This is a genomic window from Wolbachia endosymbiont of Tettigetta isshikii (genome assembly GCF_041154185.1).
Lineage (GTDB): Bacteria > Pseudomonadota > Alphaproteobacteria > Rickettsiales > Anaplasmataceae > Wolbachia.
Genome location: NZ_JBFTEN010000009.1, coordinates 24,648 through 40,763, shown reverse-complemented (window position 1 = coordinate 40,763; position 16,116 = coordinate 24,648). Strand labels below are relative to the sequence as shown.

Annotated in this window: 12 protein-coding genes and 1 pseudogene; 7 read left to right on the top strand and 6 right to left on the bottom strand. The window is 36.7% G+C overall.

What is annotated here, in order from left to right; all coding sequences use genetic code 11:
- Positions 1-136: 136 nt before the first annotated feature.
- Positions 137-1,540: an NAD(P)H-dependent flavin oxidoreductase gene (locus tag AB6N09_RS02715; protein WP_411131416.1), complete on the top strand. Its 1,404-nt coding sequence runs from the start codon at positions 137-139 to the stop codon at positions 1,538-1,540.
- A gap of 240 nt (positions 1,541-1,780) precedes the next feature.
- Positions 1,781-3,286, top strand: a complete 1,506-nt coding sequence (locus tag AB6N09_RS02710; protein WP_411131414.1) for a hypothetical protein — start codon at positions 1,781-1,783, stop codon at positions 3,284-3,286.
- 66 nt (positions 3,287-3,352) lie between these two features.
- Here the strand turns inward: AB6N09_RS02710 and mnmA are convergent, their stop codons facing one another.
- The gene (gene mnmA / locus AB6N09_RS02705; protein WP_411131413.1) at positions 3,353-4,459 is read right to left on the bottom strand and encodes a tRNA 2-thiouridine(34) synthase MnmA; all 1,107 of its coding nucleotides are present in this window, start codon (positions 4,457-4,459) and stop codon (positions 3,353-3,355) included.
- Between the two features lie 954 nt (positions 4,460-5,413).
- On the opposite strand from mnmA, the gene AB6N09_RS02700 reads away from it, so the two are divergent.
- Positions 5,414-5,596: a hypothetical protein gene (locus AB6N09_RS02700; protein ID WP_411131412.1), complete on the top strand. Its 183-nt coding sequence runs from the start codon at positions 5,414-5,416 to the stop codon at positions 5,594-5,596.
- A 258-nt stretch (positions 5,597-5,854) separates the two neighbouring features.
- Positions 5,855-6,418: a hypothetical protein gene (locus AB6N09_RS02695; protein ID WP_411131410.1), complete on the top strand. Its 564-nt coding sequence runs from the start codon at positions 5,855-5,857 to the stop codon at positions 6,416-6,418.
- A 220-nt stretch (positions 6,419-6,638) separates the two neighbouring features.
- Here AB6N09_RS02695 and AB6N09_RS02690 read toward each other — a convergent pair whose 3' ends face one another.
- Positions 6,639-6,761 carry a hypothetical protein gene (locus AB6N09_RS02690; protein WP_411131409.1) on the bottom strand — a complete coding sequence of 41 codons (123 nt, stop codon included), beginning with the start codon at positions 6,759-6,761 and terminating at the stop codon, positions 6,639-6,641.
- A gap of 253 nt (positions 6,762-7,014) precedes the next feature.
- On the opposite strand from AB6N09_RS02690, the gene AB6N09_RS02685 reads away from it, so the two are divergent.
- Positions 7,015-9,306: a coiled-coil domain-containing protein gene (locus AB6N09_RS02685; RefSeq protein WP_411131408.1), complete on the top strand. Its 2,292-nt coding sequence runs from the start codon at positions 7,015-7,017 to the stop codon at positions 9,304-9,306.
- On the opposite strand, the pseudogene AB6N09_RS02680 reads toward AB6N09_RS02685, so the two are convergent.
- Positions 9,205-9,927: pseudogene (locus AB6N09_RS02680) on the bottom strand (16S rRNA (uracil(1498)-N(3))-methyltransferase). The gene AB6N09_RS02685 and the pseudogene AB6N09_RS02680 sit on opposite strands and share 102 nt — an antisense overlap.
- A 602-nt stretch (positions 9,928-10,529) precedes the next feature.
- Complete coding sequence (gltX, locus tag AB6N09_RS02675) at positions 10,530-11,891, bottom strand: glutamate--tRNA ligase (protein ID WP_411131407.1); 1,362 nt, start codon at positions 11,889-11,891, stop codon at positions 10,530-10,532.
- A gap of 160 nt (positions 11,892-12,051) precedes the next feature.
- Between gltX and AB6N09_RS02670 the strand changes: the two genes are divergently transcribed.
- Together AB6N09_RS02670 and AB6N09_RS02665 are read left to right on the top strand one after the other, a co-directional pair.
- Positions 12,052-12,777, top strand: a complete 726-nt coding sequence (locus AB6N09_RS02670) for a hypothetical protein (protein WP_411131406.1) — start codon at positions 12,052-12,054, stop codon at positions 12,775-12,777.
- An 80-nt stretch (positions 12,778-12,857) separates the two neighbouring features.
- Complete coding sequence (locus AB6N09_RS02665) at positions 12,858-14,846, top strand: ATP-binding protein (protein ID WP_411131405.1); 1,989 nt, start codon at positions 12,858-12,860, stop codon at positions 14,844-14,846.
- Here the strand turns inward: AB6N09_RS02665 and AB6N09_RS02660 are convergent.
- Both AB6N09_RS02660 and AB6N09_RS02655 read right to left on the bottom strand, forming a co-directional pair.
- A complete protein-coding gene (locus AB6N09_RS02660; RefSeq protein ID WP_411131403.1) occupies positions 14,820-15,836 on the bottom strand; it encodes a COX15/CtaA family protein in 1,017 nt (338 codons plus the stop codon). The genes AB6N09_RS02665 and AB6N09_RS02660 overlap by 27 nt on opposite strands.
- Complete coding sequence (locus AB6N09_RS02655; RefSeq protein ID WP_411131402.1) at positions 15,809-16,114, bottom strand: hypothetical protein; 306 nt, start codon at positions 16,112-16,114, stop codon at positions 15,809-15,811. The genes AB6N09_RS02660 and AB6N09_RS02655 overlap by 28 nt, the downstream gene beginning before the upstream one ends.
- Positions 16,115-16,116 lie beyond the last annotated feature (2 nt).

Genomic DNA, 16,116 nt, shown 5'->3' with positions numbered 1-16,116 from the left:
GGTCGCACACGCCCATGATAACTCTATTCCTATAGTGAGTAGGGTTATCTTTCTCTCTTATCTCTTTTATATCACGTTTTTAACTTACAATTTTTTAGTAATTAAGTAAAATAGAATGAAAGATTATGAGGAAGCTTTGAAAAATAAGATAAAAAAAATAATGATTTCAGAAAAGGAAGTGTGGCCAATTATCGAGGGCGGTAAGGGTATTGCAATTAGTGACGGAAGATCAAGTGGAGCATTTGCTGCAGCAGATGCTGTGGGTACATTTTCTGGTGCAAATGCTAAGCTTATCGATGATAACGGCGAGTTAGTAACACTGATTTACAAAGGCAAAACAAGAAATGAAAAACATGAGGAATTGATTGAGTATAGTATCAAGGCTGGAGTTAGTCAGGCAAGAATAGCGAATGAAATATCACAAGGCCGTGGAAGAGTACATATGAATGTGCTTTGGGAGATGGGAGCAGCAGAACGTGTACTTCATGGTATATTAGAAAAGGCAAAAGGCTTAGTTCATGGTATTACCTGCGGTGCTGGCATGCCTTACAGGCTCGGAGAAATTGCAGCCAAATACCAGGTTTATTATTACCCTATTATTTCATCAGTACGCGCTTTTAAAGCATTATGGAAGCGTGCTTATCAAAAAGTATCTTCTTTTTTGCTTGGTGGAGTAGTGTATGAAGATCCATGGCTTGCTGGAGGACATAATGGACTCAGTAATAGTGAGGACCCAAAACTTCCACAAGCTCCATTTGAGAGGGTTGTAGAGCTTAGATCTTTCATGAACGAGATCGGTCTTTCGGAAACATCAATTGTTATGGCTGGGGGATTGTGGCATTTAAAAGATTGGGAACGTTGGTTTGACAATCCGCAAGTTGGACCAATAGCTTTTCAGTTTGGCACTCGTCCACTTTTGACGAAGGAAAGTCCAATTTCTACGGAATGGAAAAAGAAGCTACTCACTTTAGAAGAAGGTGACGTATTTTTGAATAAATTCAGTCCAACAGGATTTTACTCATCTGCAGTAAGAAATAACTTCATACGTGAATTACAGGAACGGAACTCACGTCAAGTAAAATTTTCAGAGAGTGCCAGCGAAGAATTCAATAGTGAATTTGCAATGGGTAGTAGAGGTAGAAAGATTTACCTTACTGCAAAAGATAAAGAACTTGCAAATACGTGGACTAGGACAGGATATACAGAAGCAATGAAAACTCCAGATACAACTGTGATTTTTGTGACACCAGACAAATTTGCGGAGATAAGACAAGATCAGATCAATTGCATGGGATGTTTGAGCCATTGTCTGTTTAGCAATTGGAAAGATCATGGTAGCCATTCAACAGGGCGAAAGCCAGATCCACGGAGTTTCTGTATACAAAAGACACTACAAAACATTATACACGATGGCGATATTGAGAATGACCTCATGTTTTCCGGACACAATGTGTATAAATTCAAGCAGGATCCGTTTTATGAGAATGGCTATGTGCCGACGGTAAAAGAGTTGGTGGAAAGAATATTGACTGGATATTAAGTCAGTGGCTATTGTAGAAATTTTCACCTTATAAAATTTCACTACCTGCTTTAACAAGTTTCTCTGTCATACCCTGATTTGGATTAGGTCCAAGCTGACAAGAAGGCATAAAACTACACAGAAAAATAAGCATCAGCGGTAGAGAACTGTTAAATTTCTATTGACTTGTTTATAGATTATGGTAACCCCTTAGGGATTAGTGAGTAATGATTATATAATACGCTAGGTGAGGTTAAACTAATGAATAAAGAAGTAAAACAGAATAGCTCGCCAAGTTCAGAGTGGCTAGAAGCTGATAACTACACAGGCGGAAGTTGTGATCAGGAACTAGGTAGCACAAATGCGTATAGTACAAAAATTAAGGAGAGTGGTGGATGGGGTTCATGTAACGTTAATCAAGAAACTAATTGGCTAACTAGTAGGCCAGGCGAAGATGGTGAGGCGACAGATGCTAGTTCTAATTCTGAAGGTCGTAGCCCGTCACCAAATACTGATCCTAGTGGTTTGAGGTTCGCTGCAGATGAAAATTCAATGAGCAGCTGGTCAAACGAAAGTACTGATCCAAGAAATTCTGGCTCAGAGGGAGACTCGAGTGGTAGCTCAGTTGATTCCTTTCTTTTAGAAGAAGACTCACCACTAGCAGAAATACCATTAACTGCTAAAGAAAAGAGGCTGGTCGAAAGGTTTTGTACAGAGATGGAAGGTGTACACAACGAAAATACCGAAGAGCATCAAAAAAGTTCAGGCAACTTTAGTTCAAATTATATAGAAAACGCCTCAAAACGCGTAGGGAACTTATTAGAACAATATTTGTCACAAGGAATAAGGTTAAATTTACCCTATAATGACGTGTCAAATTTAGTATTGGATGAAATAAAGGATATTCTGTACTACGCTGTAGACTTAACATCGGGACTCCGCAGGAGAGACTATCGTATAGATAAGGATCCAGGTAAAGGCGAGTTAGATAACCCAAATAATATAAAAGCTGTAGTTAATGTTGCTCGCGAGTTGTTTTTCAAAGGTGGAAAAGTAGAGCTGAATGACTACAATGATGAACCTGACTATGAAAGGTTTCATAAGATGGTGCGAAAGCCCATGCGTAAGTTTGTTAAAGAGCGTGAACAAATCTATGGTGTCCTCAAAAGTGCAGCATATGAGGGTATAATAAATAAGGATGCACAAGTTCAAAAAGGCGATTTAGTAGTAGATATAGACAATTGTTATTTTTATACGAAATATCCACAAGATAGCACCATTGAGGTTGCAAAAGTTGTAGATGGTCTAAAAAAAGTTACAAATGATCTCAAAATAGAAGGATTAAATTTTAAATACTATATATTTCGTATTGGAGAAAGTATAGTAAGGTTTGAAGAAGACAAAGATGAAAAAAGAAACTATACAGATGTCTTACAAGGTAGCACTGAAATGTCTTTTGCTACCAAGGTAGGAAAGATCAGTATCCATTTATACCCCAGCAGTACAGAAACAGAGAATAGGGGAATAAAAGTAGAGATTGATGAGGAGAGTAAAACAAGATTTTTCCAGTTAGAAGATGAAGAGAAAGAAAGCTTAGGCAAAAACTGTCTCCTCGAAGGAAAAAGCGTTGCGGATGTCATAGTCAAGAGTCTTGAGAAAAATGTCGATGTACCTACAAGTTCTGCAAAAGCATTAAGTAATTCCATTACCTATATGAAACAAATTTCCTTGGGCCGACCACCAGAAGCAGGTATAAGGTCTATGTGATGATGTTAGTGTTTATTCTTAGAAAGAATCTACAGCAAGCATTCTAACGCTAATGGGACCTTTGAGTTAAGAACATATCCACCCACCGCCGATAACTTGGTCATCTTTGTATGCTACGCAGGCTTGTCCGGGGCTGATGCCAAAGTAATCATTGTTTAAAATAATACAAGCTTTATTTTGTTCTGCGTCTGGGTATATTGTTGCTAAACTTCCCAAGTGTGATGACCGGAGCTTCACAGTGACTTCCATGCCTTCCTTTGGTTGCTCTAGCCAGTTCAGCTCCTTGACCAACACTTTTCTTTGCATTAGTGCGCTAACTGGACCTACTATGACCTCATTATTTTCTGTACTGATTTTTATCACATAGAGAGGTTCGCTGTGTGCAATGCCCAGACCTTTCCTTTGCCCCACTGTGAAATTTACTATGCCATTGTGCTCGCCCAGCACTTTTCCATGTGCATCCACAATTTTGCCTTTCTGCACAGATTGTGGAGCTAACTTAGCTATTGTTTCACTATAGCTTTCAGAAACGAAGCATATATCTTGACTGTCTGGCTTTTCAGAGATTAGTAAACCAAAATGCTTTGCTAATTTTCTTACATCACTTTTATAGAACTTACCAAGTGGAAATCTCAAAAGCTTCAACTGCTCCCTTGTTGTGGCAAACAGAAAATAACTTTGATCTTTACTTTTATCGATGCCCGTGCACAGTTTTACCTCGCCATTCTGTTCCAATCTTCTCACGTAATGTCCTGTAACCAGGACATCTGCACTGAGATTTTTTGCAACCTGCAATAGATCCCGAAATTTTACCGTTTGGTTACATTTTATACATGGTATAGGAGTTTCCCCACGCATATAGGTATTCGCAAAATCCTCTATCACTTCCTTTTTGAATATTTCTTCATAGTTTAAGATATAATGAGGAAAGCCAGTACTCTTAGCTACGCGCTTGGCATCATAAATATCCTGTCCGGCACAACATGCACCTTTTCTCGCGTTAGCATCACTACCATATAGCTGAAGAGTCACACCAATTACTTGGTACCCAAGGTGATGTAGCAATACTGCTGCAATAGAGCTATCAACTCCACCAGACATTGCAATCACAGCTTTGGTTTGATGTGGAGGTTTATCTTTTAGCAGAGGTTCAATTTCAAATTCTTTTAGCATAATCAACTTAATTTATAAACGCAAACCTTGTGTCATTCCAACATGTTACTGCGCAGATGTTTTAATTTAGTGGCAATTTACATAGCAGACAATGTTATGCAAGTAAATGACACTGAGATCGAGCAAAATTGATCGTAAACAAGTACATTATACAACATTTTTGATGAATTTGCCAAAAAATTGGATCTAGCGTTACGGGCTGGAATGACAACATTTGTTGTAAAAACAAATGTTCGTTCATAAATCGCAACTAGCTATAAATATTAAGAAGTTTACCAAGTAAAAAAAGGCAAAGAAACCCCAAGTGGCGAGTTTTGACTCTATAATACTTTAAATTGATGCTATAATAATTTACTGACGCTTAGTACAAGCGCGATTTGGCTGAATGTAGAAAAAATGAAAAAGACATGCAGCCGCTGTAATTTGATACAATCCACCAAAAAATACCCCCAGTTTTTACTGAATTTTGTCATTGAGCCTGCAGATCAAAAACAAGTTTTGAGTTAGAAATAGCCTTAATACTATTAAGGTAACGGCGAAGATTGTCAAGTAGTTTTTTATTGAATGACGCTATGGCTTTTTCTCCACTGTTGTCCACCCGTTCCTTGTGTAGTGGAATTGGTATTACATTAATTATGCTATAATATATATTGTTTATTAATAAATCTATACTATAATAATCATTTTTATTAAGGTAGTATTATGACATAATATTTAACATTTACATTCCCAAAGGAACAATATTCCATAGACAAGGGTAGTAATAAGTTCTCGGCAAAAGATAAAGAAGGCAACAGATTTATCATTACTGCAGACAGCAAACAAAAAGGAAAATTTTCTTTTTGTAAAGATGACGATAGTGAGTGTAAGTTTACTCAACGCTACACAGTTAAAGATCCAAAGATATGTAACAAGCTTTCTGATATTGACAGTGCTGACTATATAAACATTATTATGGAAGGCTATGGTGAAAAATATTTCCAAAGCAGAATACTAGGTGGGCTAAATAAGTGTAATATTGATTACACAGTAGTGGATGATGGCAAAACGCAGGATGTGCTGCACAGTCCCTCAGTGGATGACTATACAATACAGGAAGATGCCGATATACCTCCTTTAGAAGATCTTACAATCTAATCTTCATTATACTATTTGTATACGCAAGAGCTTTCCTGGTTCCAGTATCCGTTAACAGACGGTGTTATCCAAGTAGCGGATACTGGAATCTATATCTTTCTGGATCCTAGTTCGGTCACTTGGATAACACCGTCATAAATTGAACCAGCGTCACGTGCTGGAATAACAAGCCAAAGAAACTTATATAAAATCTAGCATTTAAGGAATTTATACTTTTTTCATGCATCTTATAGTTTTTTATAATTAATGGAAAGTGATATGACGGCTGGTTTAAAATTTGAAAGTGCTGCAGGAGCACAAACAACAGAGCTGGATAAGGTTAAAATTATAACTCTTGAAGATAAGACAGGTAATAAATACACTTTAAGCTTAGAAGGAACGGGAGCAAACATAGAGCTTAAATTGAAATATACACCAAAAACTGGTGATGAAATAGAACACACAGTAGATCGGTTAGTAAAAGCTCTAAAGGGTCTATTTAATGTAAAAAATGGCACAAAAACAGTTCTTGCAGAGGAGGTAGCAAAAAAGCCAGCTGCTGAGGCTATACTTGGTGCAACAGAAAGTACATCAGCAGGCCCAAAATCAATTTCAGTGCAGAAATTGGGAGACTTTCTCCCTGGGACTGATGAAGTGTATGGCGAAGGTAGTACTAAAATAATAGCAAAAGATTTCTTAAAAAGTAAAGGCCTGAGGTCGGCAAGTGCATCAGATGTAGCCACTCAACTACTCAGCAATGCAAACAAAGACCAATTAGGAACAGCGATTTTGGGTGTAAAAAAAAGATGGCACTCCTGTACTGGAAACAGGCCTTGCAGCTAACAAAACTTTATAAGATGCTGTAGCAGCTGATGCAGGTTTACAGACTGCAGTAAAAAATGCTTTATCAGCAAATGGAGATTTCAAAAGTGCTGTTAGAGTTGCTATTAATGCTGAAGAAATAAGAGAGGTAATGTCAAAACCAGTCTTTGAGATTCCAGCAGATGAAAATGCTCTACTTTCTTGGGATTGGACTTAAGTTATTTGAATGATACTCCACATGTCATTCCACACACCTTTCTTGTAAATGCCCTCTTCTTGTCATTCCAGCGTTACGCGCTGGAATGACTTTGTTGCATAGCAACTTATGCGCTAGATTTTTCGGTTGCTGCGCAACAAAGCTCATCAGGATTCACTTAAAAACAAAAGTAGTGGAATTTCTTTCAGGTTTTTGTCTGTTCGTTACTTATATCCAAGAAAATTCTTGCATAACTTAAGGTGTAACGCTATTACTAAAATAGTATTGTAGATATAGCAAGGTAAGTTCAGTGTGCAACAAAAGCGAAAGAGCCAAACTCGAGTTTAATGACAAAAGTTAATACAGAAAAAGCTTTAATAGTCTGGTTATTCTCAGGAGGATATAGTGGAGGAGGTGTACTATGCCAACAAATTTTCTGACGTTGAAAGAAATATTAGCAGAGCTAAAAGGAAAAAACAGCATTACTGCTTTAAGAAAATATTATCAGGATGAATGGGAATTTTACGATCTGTTAAGAGGCTTAATGAATGATGAAGATTTTAAGCAAGCGCGTATAGACAAATCTTTCAACGAAAGCTGTAAGAAAGACTTGGATCACTACATAGAACTAGCAAACCAGGCAAAAAAAGCTGTAAGTAAATATTTTGAAAGGAAAGACATAGAGCTTCAGGCTTATTATACAGGAGCTAATGATGCTGATAGAGTTTTAAAAATTAACCTTACTAACCATGATGAAAATGGACCAATAAGAATCAGCGATATTTTACAGCAAGAAAAAAATATTAGTGAATTGAATGTATATTGCAATAAAAAGCACGACATATGCGCTTATCGAGAAAACAAAAAAAGACACTATGAATTTAAAGAGAGTGCATATTATGAGATGACAAGCACTTGGCCTATAAAAGATGAGTCCGGGAAGGTGGTTTCAACTTGTATCATGGTTATGAACGTAAGTAGTGATGGCATCACTGAAATACTAAAATTTGATGGTAGAGATTTTGAGTCACCATCGAAGGAGTTTTGGGAATTAATAGGAGTGAATGAGGAATTATACATTCAAGGCCTCTCCTTATATGATGTCGTGAAAGCATTATTGGAAAAGAATAAGGCTGCACCATTGCCCGATATTGTGCCAACTGCTAATAATAGCATGCAAAATAATGCACCTATAAGGGTCGATCAAGACAAGGAATTAAATAGGCAAAGCTTAGAAAATAATGCTGGCAACAACCCTATTTCTCCTACTAATAGCGATGCATCAACTCAAACAGAGGTTAATCTACAGCGGGTTGCAACTCAGGTGGAAATTCACTCTCAACCAATTGCAACTCAGCAAGAAATTAAAGAGTTAAACAAGCAGAGAAATGACTTACAACGTGAGCTTGAAAAAGAGAGGCAAAAAAATACAAAATTGCAGGTTGAATTAAAACAAAAAAATAAAGAGTTAGCAAACACATCGGCAAACCTACAAGAAAAAACACAAGAACTTGAAAGTGTGTATAAAGAAAAGGAAGACCTAAAGAAAAGGTTGGAAGTTGCTAATATAGAAAAGAAAGAGTTGCTCAATAAATTAAGGGAATTGCAAGAGAAACTGTATCAACTAGAAAAGAAAAATTATAGACTAGAAGACGAGAACGACCAGTTAGAACGCTCTAACAAGAGACTAGAGAAAGAAAAAGAACAGCTTTTGCAAAAGATATTAGGTTTGGAAGAAGTGTCACTATCATTGGAAGAAGAAAGGCAAGCATTAAGCGATAGTGTAGAAAAACAAATAAAATTAAAACAGAAACTTATAAAAGCCATACAAGAAATTGAAAAATTAGGGAAAGAGAATAATAGTTTACAAGCTGAGCATGAAGAAAAAGAAATAGGCAAAATACGTGAGAGGATAATCCAAATTAATAAGGAGAAAAAGGAGAAAGAAGAGAAAGAAGAGAAAGAGCAGAAAGTTCAAGAGCTCTGTAAAGAAAATAAAAAACTAAAGGAAAAGTTAAAACTTGTTGACGTACAAAACATGAAGTTAAAGGATGAGCTGGGAAAATCAAAAAGAGCAAAGCAGCAAACATATGAAGACACAGAACTAGTAATAAGTGAAAATCTTAAAAATACGCAAGACTTGTATACTCAACTGCAGAAATTAAAACAGGAAAAACAAGAAGCAGAGGAGCGTTATATATGTGCAATAGAAAAACTAGTGTATGAAATTGAAAAGTTGGAAAACGAGCTAGAGAATGAGAGAGAAATGCGCAAAAAGTATCATACATTATTAAAAGAACGAGATATAGAGATTAATGATTTGAAAGAAATAATTAAAGATAAAGTTCAGGACATTGAAAATTTGAAGGGCGAACTACAAAACAAGAAAGAAGGGGAAGTTTTCCGTAATCAAGCAGAAGCGCTGGAAAAAGATATTCGTCTACTTGCCAGTAAACAAATTAGCTTCAATCAAGCATATACAATAACGGTAGGTGTTCTTAATGATCCTGATAATGTTCCACTAAAGAAAAGAAAACTATCTAGATCTTTAAGCACTAACAGTGAATATAATAGCGATAAGGAAAGTTATAATAATCATTGTCATTCACCTCTAAGTTTTGTCAGCAACCCTATACAGGTGAATAGTGCTTGCACTGGCCAAAGTGAGCGCAGCAACCACAGCAGTATCTACCCTCAAAATTCTCTTCCCTAGACTTAATTTCTGACAGAACTTATCAGCAAAGCTAAGTTCATTGTGTGAAAAACCACCTTCAGGACCAACAATAATAGCAATATTTTTTTGTTCTTCAGAACTTCATTAGGAGGCTTTCCCTGCCATGTCTCATCACATAAAATAAAACTTCTATCCTGAGAGTCAGGTAAATCACGGAAGTTAATAGGAGGCAAAATCTCTGGCACATTTGTTCTACCACATTGTTCTGCCGCTTCAATTGTTTGTAATTTTGTTCTACCCGGGTTAACACTTTTTACTACTGTATGCTCCGTCAAAATAAATTGGATGCAGGTTACCCACATTTCAGTTGCCTGCCTTATTATATTGCCTAAAGCGGCATTTTTACCATAGCACAATATAAATATAAGTTTTCTTCATATTGCTGTTGTTTGGTGCATTCTTTAAGTGTAGCTTTCGCTAATTTACGCGATGTATCAACTATTTCTCCTAACCACTCTCCATCCCTTCCATTAAAAAAGAAATATTGGCATTCTTTTTAAGTCGCATGATGTTGCAAACATAGTGATTTTGCCTTGGAATAAGCTCTAAACTAACGCCTTGTGATAACGCCTTCTCAACGTAAAGTCTAATTTTTTCCATTCAATATATACTTGTATTAACGATCAAACACCTGCAAACTGAAGCATTGTCTTATACCGCATTATTATACCAAATCTCAACGGTAAATTAAAAATTTTCCCTACGATTAGCGAACTTGTTATGTGTCTTGTTTGATAACGAAAGTTGATATAACCTTTATATTTAAGAGATTTACCAGGTGAGAAAAAAAGCAAAAGAAGCCCAGATCGGTATTTATTTTCAATATTGGCGTTTTTGTGTCTTAAACGCTGCAATTTAGCGACTTTTAAACTGCAACAGACCTTAGTTTAAATATTAAAAAATTTACTAAGCAAAAAAAAAGGCAAAAGAAACCCAGAGCAGCTAGTATTCAAATACTCCCTTGTTCTATTTGACGTTCTATACTGTCTTAAACGACTTATAAGCTCGTTTCAGCTTGTATAGGCAAAAACCTAGAAGTTTTATGAAGACGTGAAGTGCACATAGTGCGAAAAATTAAACATGAGACGCCAAATACAAAGTTTCCTTTGTCATTTTAATCTCCAGATTGCCAAGTTAAACAAATAGCTTCACTATTATGATAAGTGTAACGGCGAAGGTTGTCAAGTAGTTTTTTATTTCATTTAAATTGCTTGCAATCTCCTTATACACTCATCCTTACCAAGGATTACCATTATGTCGATAATTCCAGGTGCATCCATTATCCCAGTTATTGGAGCCCGTAATGAGTGGTAAACATCGCTTATTTTCACACTATGCAATTTTGAAAATTCCTTGATTTGAGAGGACAAAAAGCTCTTATTCCAGCTTTCATCACCGATATTTGAGAGAAATGACGCAAGTAACTTGATTATATCGAGGTTGGATTTGACAATTTGCTCAGCCTCTTCGCTTAAATCAAGTGGTGGATCTTTGATATAAAACTGCGCTAAATCGAGCAGTTCGGTCAGGTAATTTGCTCTTTTTTTTAGTTCCGTTAGTCCCTGCAGTAAATAGTTCTTTTTCTTCTCAACTGGAGTATTTCCTACAAGCATTAGAGGCAGAATATCTTCATTGCTCATGTTGTTGATATAATGATTATTTAAATGCTCCAATTTTTTAAAATCAAGCCGTGCAGGCGAACGACAGATGTTTTCTAAGTTAAACCACTCCATCGCTTGCTCATCGCTAATAATCTCATCATTGCCATGACTCCAGCCAAGTCTGAGCAGGTAATTACGCATTGCCTGAGGCAATATTCCCATCTTCTCGTAATCGCAAACACTTGTAGCACCATGCCTTTTGGACAGCTTATTTCCGTCTTCTCCATGGATAAGTGGTACATGCGCAAAACGTGGAATATCAAAATCAAGAGCTTGGTATATTAGTAATTGCTTAAAAGTATTGGTAAGATGGTCAGAACCGCGTATTATGTCAGTTATTCCAGCATCATGGTCGTCAACCACCACGGCGAAAATATATGTTGGAGTGTTGTCAGAGCGTAAAATCACTATATCATCAAACTGCTCACTATTTACTTTAATTTGGCCGTATATTTTATCATCAACAATAATATCTTGCGAGTCTGGCACTCTAAAGCGGACAACAGGTTTTATGCCTGGTGTCGCATTAGCACAATTATGCTTGTATATTTTTCCTTCTTCTCTTGCTTTTGCCTTCTTTGCTGCAACTTCATCCTCAGGGCAATAACAGTGATATGCTCTGCATTTCTGAGCAAGGAGATTTGCAACTTCAACGTGCCGCTCTATTCTTTGTGATTGGTATATTATTTCTCCATCATAGCTTATACCAAGCCATTTCAGTCCATCTATTATTGCATCGATTGCCTCCTGTGTTAAACGCTTTTTGTCGGTGTCCTCAATTCTCAGTAAAAATTTTCCGCGATGATGCTTTGCATAGAGCCAATTAAATAAAGCAGTACGAGCTCCACCAATGTGCAAAAACCCAGTTGGCGATGGAGCGAATCTAGTGACTACATCTAACATATTCGTTTGTTACAGCAATGTAAACGATAATAGCTAAAATTTATGCTTGCAACAATGCGGAATTACTGTAAATTACTGGTTCTACAAGGGTAAAATTGTGTTTATTTTTCATAATTTATGTTATATGATTTAATGTTGGTTAAATATAGCGTGGTATGTTATGGCTGAAGATATAGCAAAATTGCTCGAACAAGCTAATGTAAGCTGGAGCCACATTTTTCCATTCGATCAAACAGGACCAATAATGCATGCAGATAATCTTTTACATCTAGCTGCAAGAACAAAAAACATTGAAAGATTTTTGTTCATTTTCAAGCAAGGCGTTGAAAGTGATGTTCGTCTATTAGAATACAATAACGATCAAGAAAACCCATTTCATATAGCAGCAAAGATGAGGATATTACCGAATGTAGTAAAAGTAATATTTAAGTATTTGGAGTCTGAACAAACTAACCCAAACAGTGATTCTAAAAAATTAGAGAATGTCAAAAGCTATGTTAAAGATTCATTAGGCAATAGATGTGCGTTAGATAAATCTAAAAAGACTCCTCTCGATTGGGTTAGTAAAGCAGTTAGAAAGGAAGTAAGAGAAATTACAGGTATAAAAGAAAGTCTTATATGTAATAAGAAATTCCGCCTGTGCTTATATATAGTAGGAGCTGTAGCGTGCGTTGCTGCCTTATGTCTTTCTCTATATTTTCTGTATCTATGTTCTCAATCTCTTGCGCTGGCTTCGATGGCCACAATAGCTTCTGGTGGATTTGGATATCTGGCAAGCAAAGTATATAGTGAGATATCTGACTTGAATAGTGTAAGCACTCCAATGGAGGGTGTTAGTGATGGCAGCCTTTTCAGAAATAACAATGGGCCAAGAGCTATTGCTTAACGGAGCTAGAAATCATTTGCAGGCAACGATATAGAAATGTACTCACTTAAGAGTGATTCTTAAAAAAGTATACTTATACAATGACAGAAAAGAAGTATAATAAGATTTTAATAGCAAACAGAGGGGAAATTGCCTGCAGGATCATCAGAACTGCTCGCAGAATGGGCATATCTTGCGTGTGTGTATATTCGGATGCAGATATAAATTCTGTGCATGCAAGACAAGCAGATGAGTCAAGGCACATTGGCCCTTCGCCTGCTTATCTCAGTTACTTAAACATCGAAAAAATATGCGAAGTAGCAGTTGAAACAGGTGCACATGCAGTTCATCCTGGTTATGGCTTTTTAGCAGAAAATCCAGATTTTCCACGTGCTCTGCAAAAACACAATATAGATTTCATCGGCCCAAGTGCAGAAACAATAGAAGTTACAGCCAATAAAATAACAGCAAAGGAATCCGCAAGAAAAGCTGGAGTGAATGTAGTACCAGGATACATGGGCAAGATCGACGATGCCACTCATGCAGCCAGTGTTGCTGAGGAGATTGGTTTTCCCGTCATGCTGAAAGCCGCATCAGGCGGCGGTGGTAAAGGCATGCGAATTATAAACTCCAAAAAGGAGATTGAACTAGCATTTATATCAGCAACGAACGAAGCAGAGAAGAGTTTTAAGGATGGCAGTATCTTTATAGAAAAATATATAGAGTTACCGCGGCACATCGAAATACAAATCATAGCAGATAAATATGGCAATGTAGTGTATCTTGGAGAGAGGGAATGTTCAGTACAAAGAAATAATCAGAAGATAATAGAAGAAACGCCAAGCCCGTTTATCAGTGAAAAGGTAAGACAAGAAATGTATGCCCAATGTGTTTCTTTGGCAAAGCAAGTTGGCTATTTTTCAGCAGGCACTGTTGAGTTTGTTGTAGATCAGAACCAGAACTTCTATTTTCTTGAAGTAAATACGAGATTGCAAGTTGAGCATCCAGTAACAGAATTTGTAACTGGAATAGACATAGTAGAAGAAATGATTAGAACCTCCTGTGGAGAAAAATTAAGGTTCAGTCAGAATGATATTAAACTTGCTGGTTCTGCAATAGAAAGCAGAATTTGTGCTGAAGATCCATCAAAGAAATTTTTCCCTTCCAGCGGAAGGATAAAATATTACGACAAACCGAATGAAAGCGATTATGTCAGAATAGATGATGGAGTTGCTGCAGGTTCGGAAATCGGCATGTTTTATGATTCGATGATTGCAAAAGTTGTGACATATGGAAAAGATAGAATAGAAGCAATCAGCAGAATGCAAAAAGCTTTGTCTGAATGTTATATAGGGGGAGTGACAAACAATATAGAATTTCTAGAGTCCATCTTTCATCATCCAAATTTTGTTGCAGCAAAACTCCACACGAGATTCATTGCAGACCATTACCCAAGTGGATTTCACGGCGATTTTATTACAGAAGAGTATATTAAAATATTTATTTTCGCTGCGTTGTATGTTCATTTGGGAAACAAGAAGAAGTATTACAATAAATCGATAGATGAAGCGTTTGTAGTGAAAATGAATGACAATGAGTACCCCATAAACGCAAAGTATCAAGATAATACATTAACAACAGTATATAATCACAATACATACTCTATAGTAGGCAAGTGGAAATCAAGTTACAGGCTGCTATGTATCACAATTAACAATGATACCGATATAACACTTAAAGTAGAAAGACAAGGCAGTAAACACTTTATAAAACATGCTGGGATGCAAGCTGAGTGCTGTGTGTTTAAACCTTATGTAGCTGAATTAAGCAAGTTAATGCTGAATAATGAAACAGAGGGGATTTCAGTAGATGCCGTAAAATCTCCAATATCTGGTTTATTAGTCAAATTACACGTAAATGTTGGAGATCAGGTAGAGGTAGGGCAACCTTTATTTGTTGTAGAAGCGATGAAAATGGAAAATATCATATGCGCTGAATCAGAAATGGTGATAAAAAACATTCCTGTTCAGGAAGGGGAAAATGTGCAGATCGGCGATGTGGTATTAGCTTTGGATACAGCTCTTTCTTAAATAACATAAGAAATATAAACCTGATCCAAATAAGATGAATGAAAACACTTGGTGAGCTATAGCAATGGCTATTGGTATGTGCAACAATAAAGTGATTACTCCTAAAATTACCTGAGTTAGGACAGAGAACAGCATGACATATACCGGTTTTATACCGGCATTTTTTATTGTGAGTATTACTGTCAGAACTAATATCAGCAATGCCAGTACTCGGTGTATGAATTGCACTGTTGCTCTGTTCTCAAAGATATTTAGCAATGTAGGCTGTAAAAAAAATAAATCTTCCGGAATGATGTATCCGTCCATTAGTGGAAAGGTATTGTAAATTAAGCCAGCGTTTAATCCTGCAACAAATGCCCCGAAAGTTATTTGTATTACAATTAGAGTCAAGACTGTTCCTGTGTAATGTATAGTGTTGCCGCTAATCTTAAGTTTAGTCTGCTTTGGCCTGATTTGATGATCAAAAAATTGGTACAACAGTAATGCAAAAATAGCCAATGCAAGCAGCAAGTGAAGCGCGAGCCTATAGTGACTAACATGAGGTTCGGCTATCAGACCACTTTTAACCATATACCAACCAGTGAGAGCTTGTAACGCTCCAAATAATAGTGCCATGGATAGCCTTACTACTGCCTTTTTAGATATTTTCCTTTTTAGTATAAAATATACAAATGGTAGGACAAACACTAAACCTGTTAGCCTTGCAACCAATCTATGTATATATTCTATTAAATATATAGCGCGAAACTCCTCCATACCCATCCCATAATTAAATGTTTTATATTCAGGTGTAGTCTCATATTTTGATTTTTCTTGTAGCCAGTCTTGCTCACCCAGTGGTGGTAATGCCCCAGTAATGGGTTTCCACTCTGTGATAGACAATCCTGCTTTTGAAAGTCTGGTAAATCCGCCAATTCCTACCATAAGGATTACCATGACAGAGCAGAGGAAGAGCCAAATAACTACGGATTTTGATTGCTCTTGTTCCATAAACCATGCTGAGTTTTGTTCCATTGCTGAGGATGAATAATAAATTCCCACAAGGCGAAAAAAGCTGCAACGCTGTGTAGCAGATTATAGACAGGGAAGAATATTGATACTACATAAAAGTAAAAAGGCATCTTTTGCTGCTTGATCCCTACTGCCAAGAGAATTAGGTTAGTAACGTATATCACTACAAAGTAGCACAAAAACAATTCATTTAAAACTTTAGTGAACATTAATGAAAGCAATAAAAATGGAGTAGTGAAAAATATAAAGGCTGCCAAGC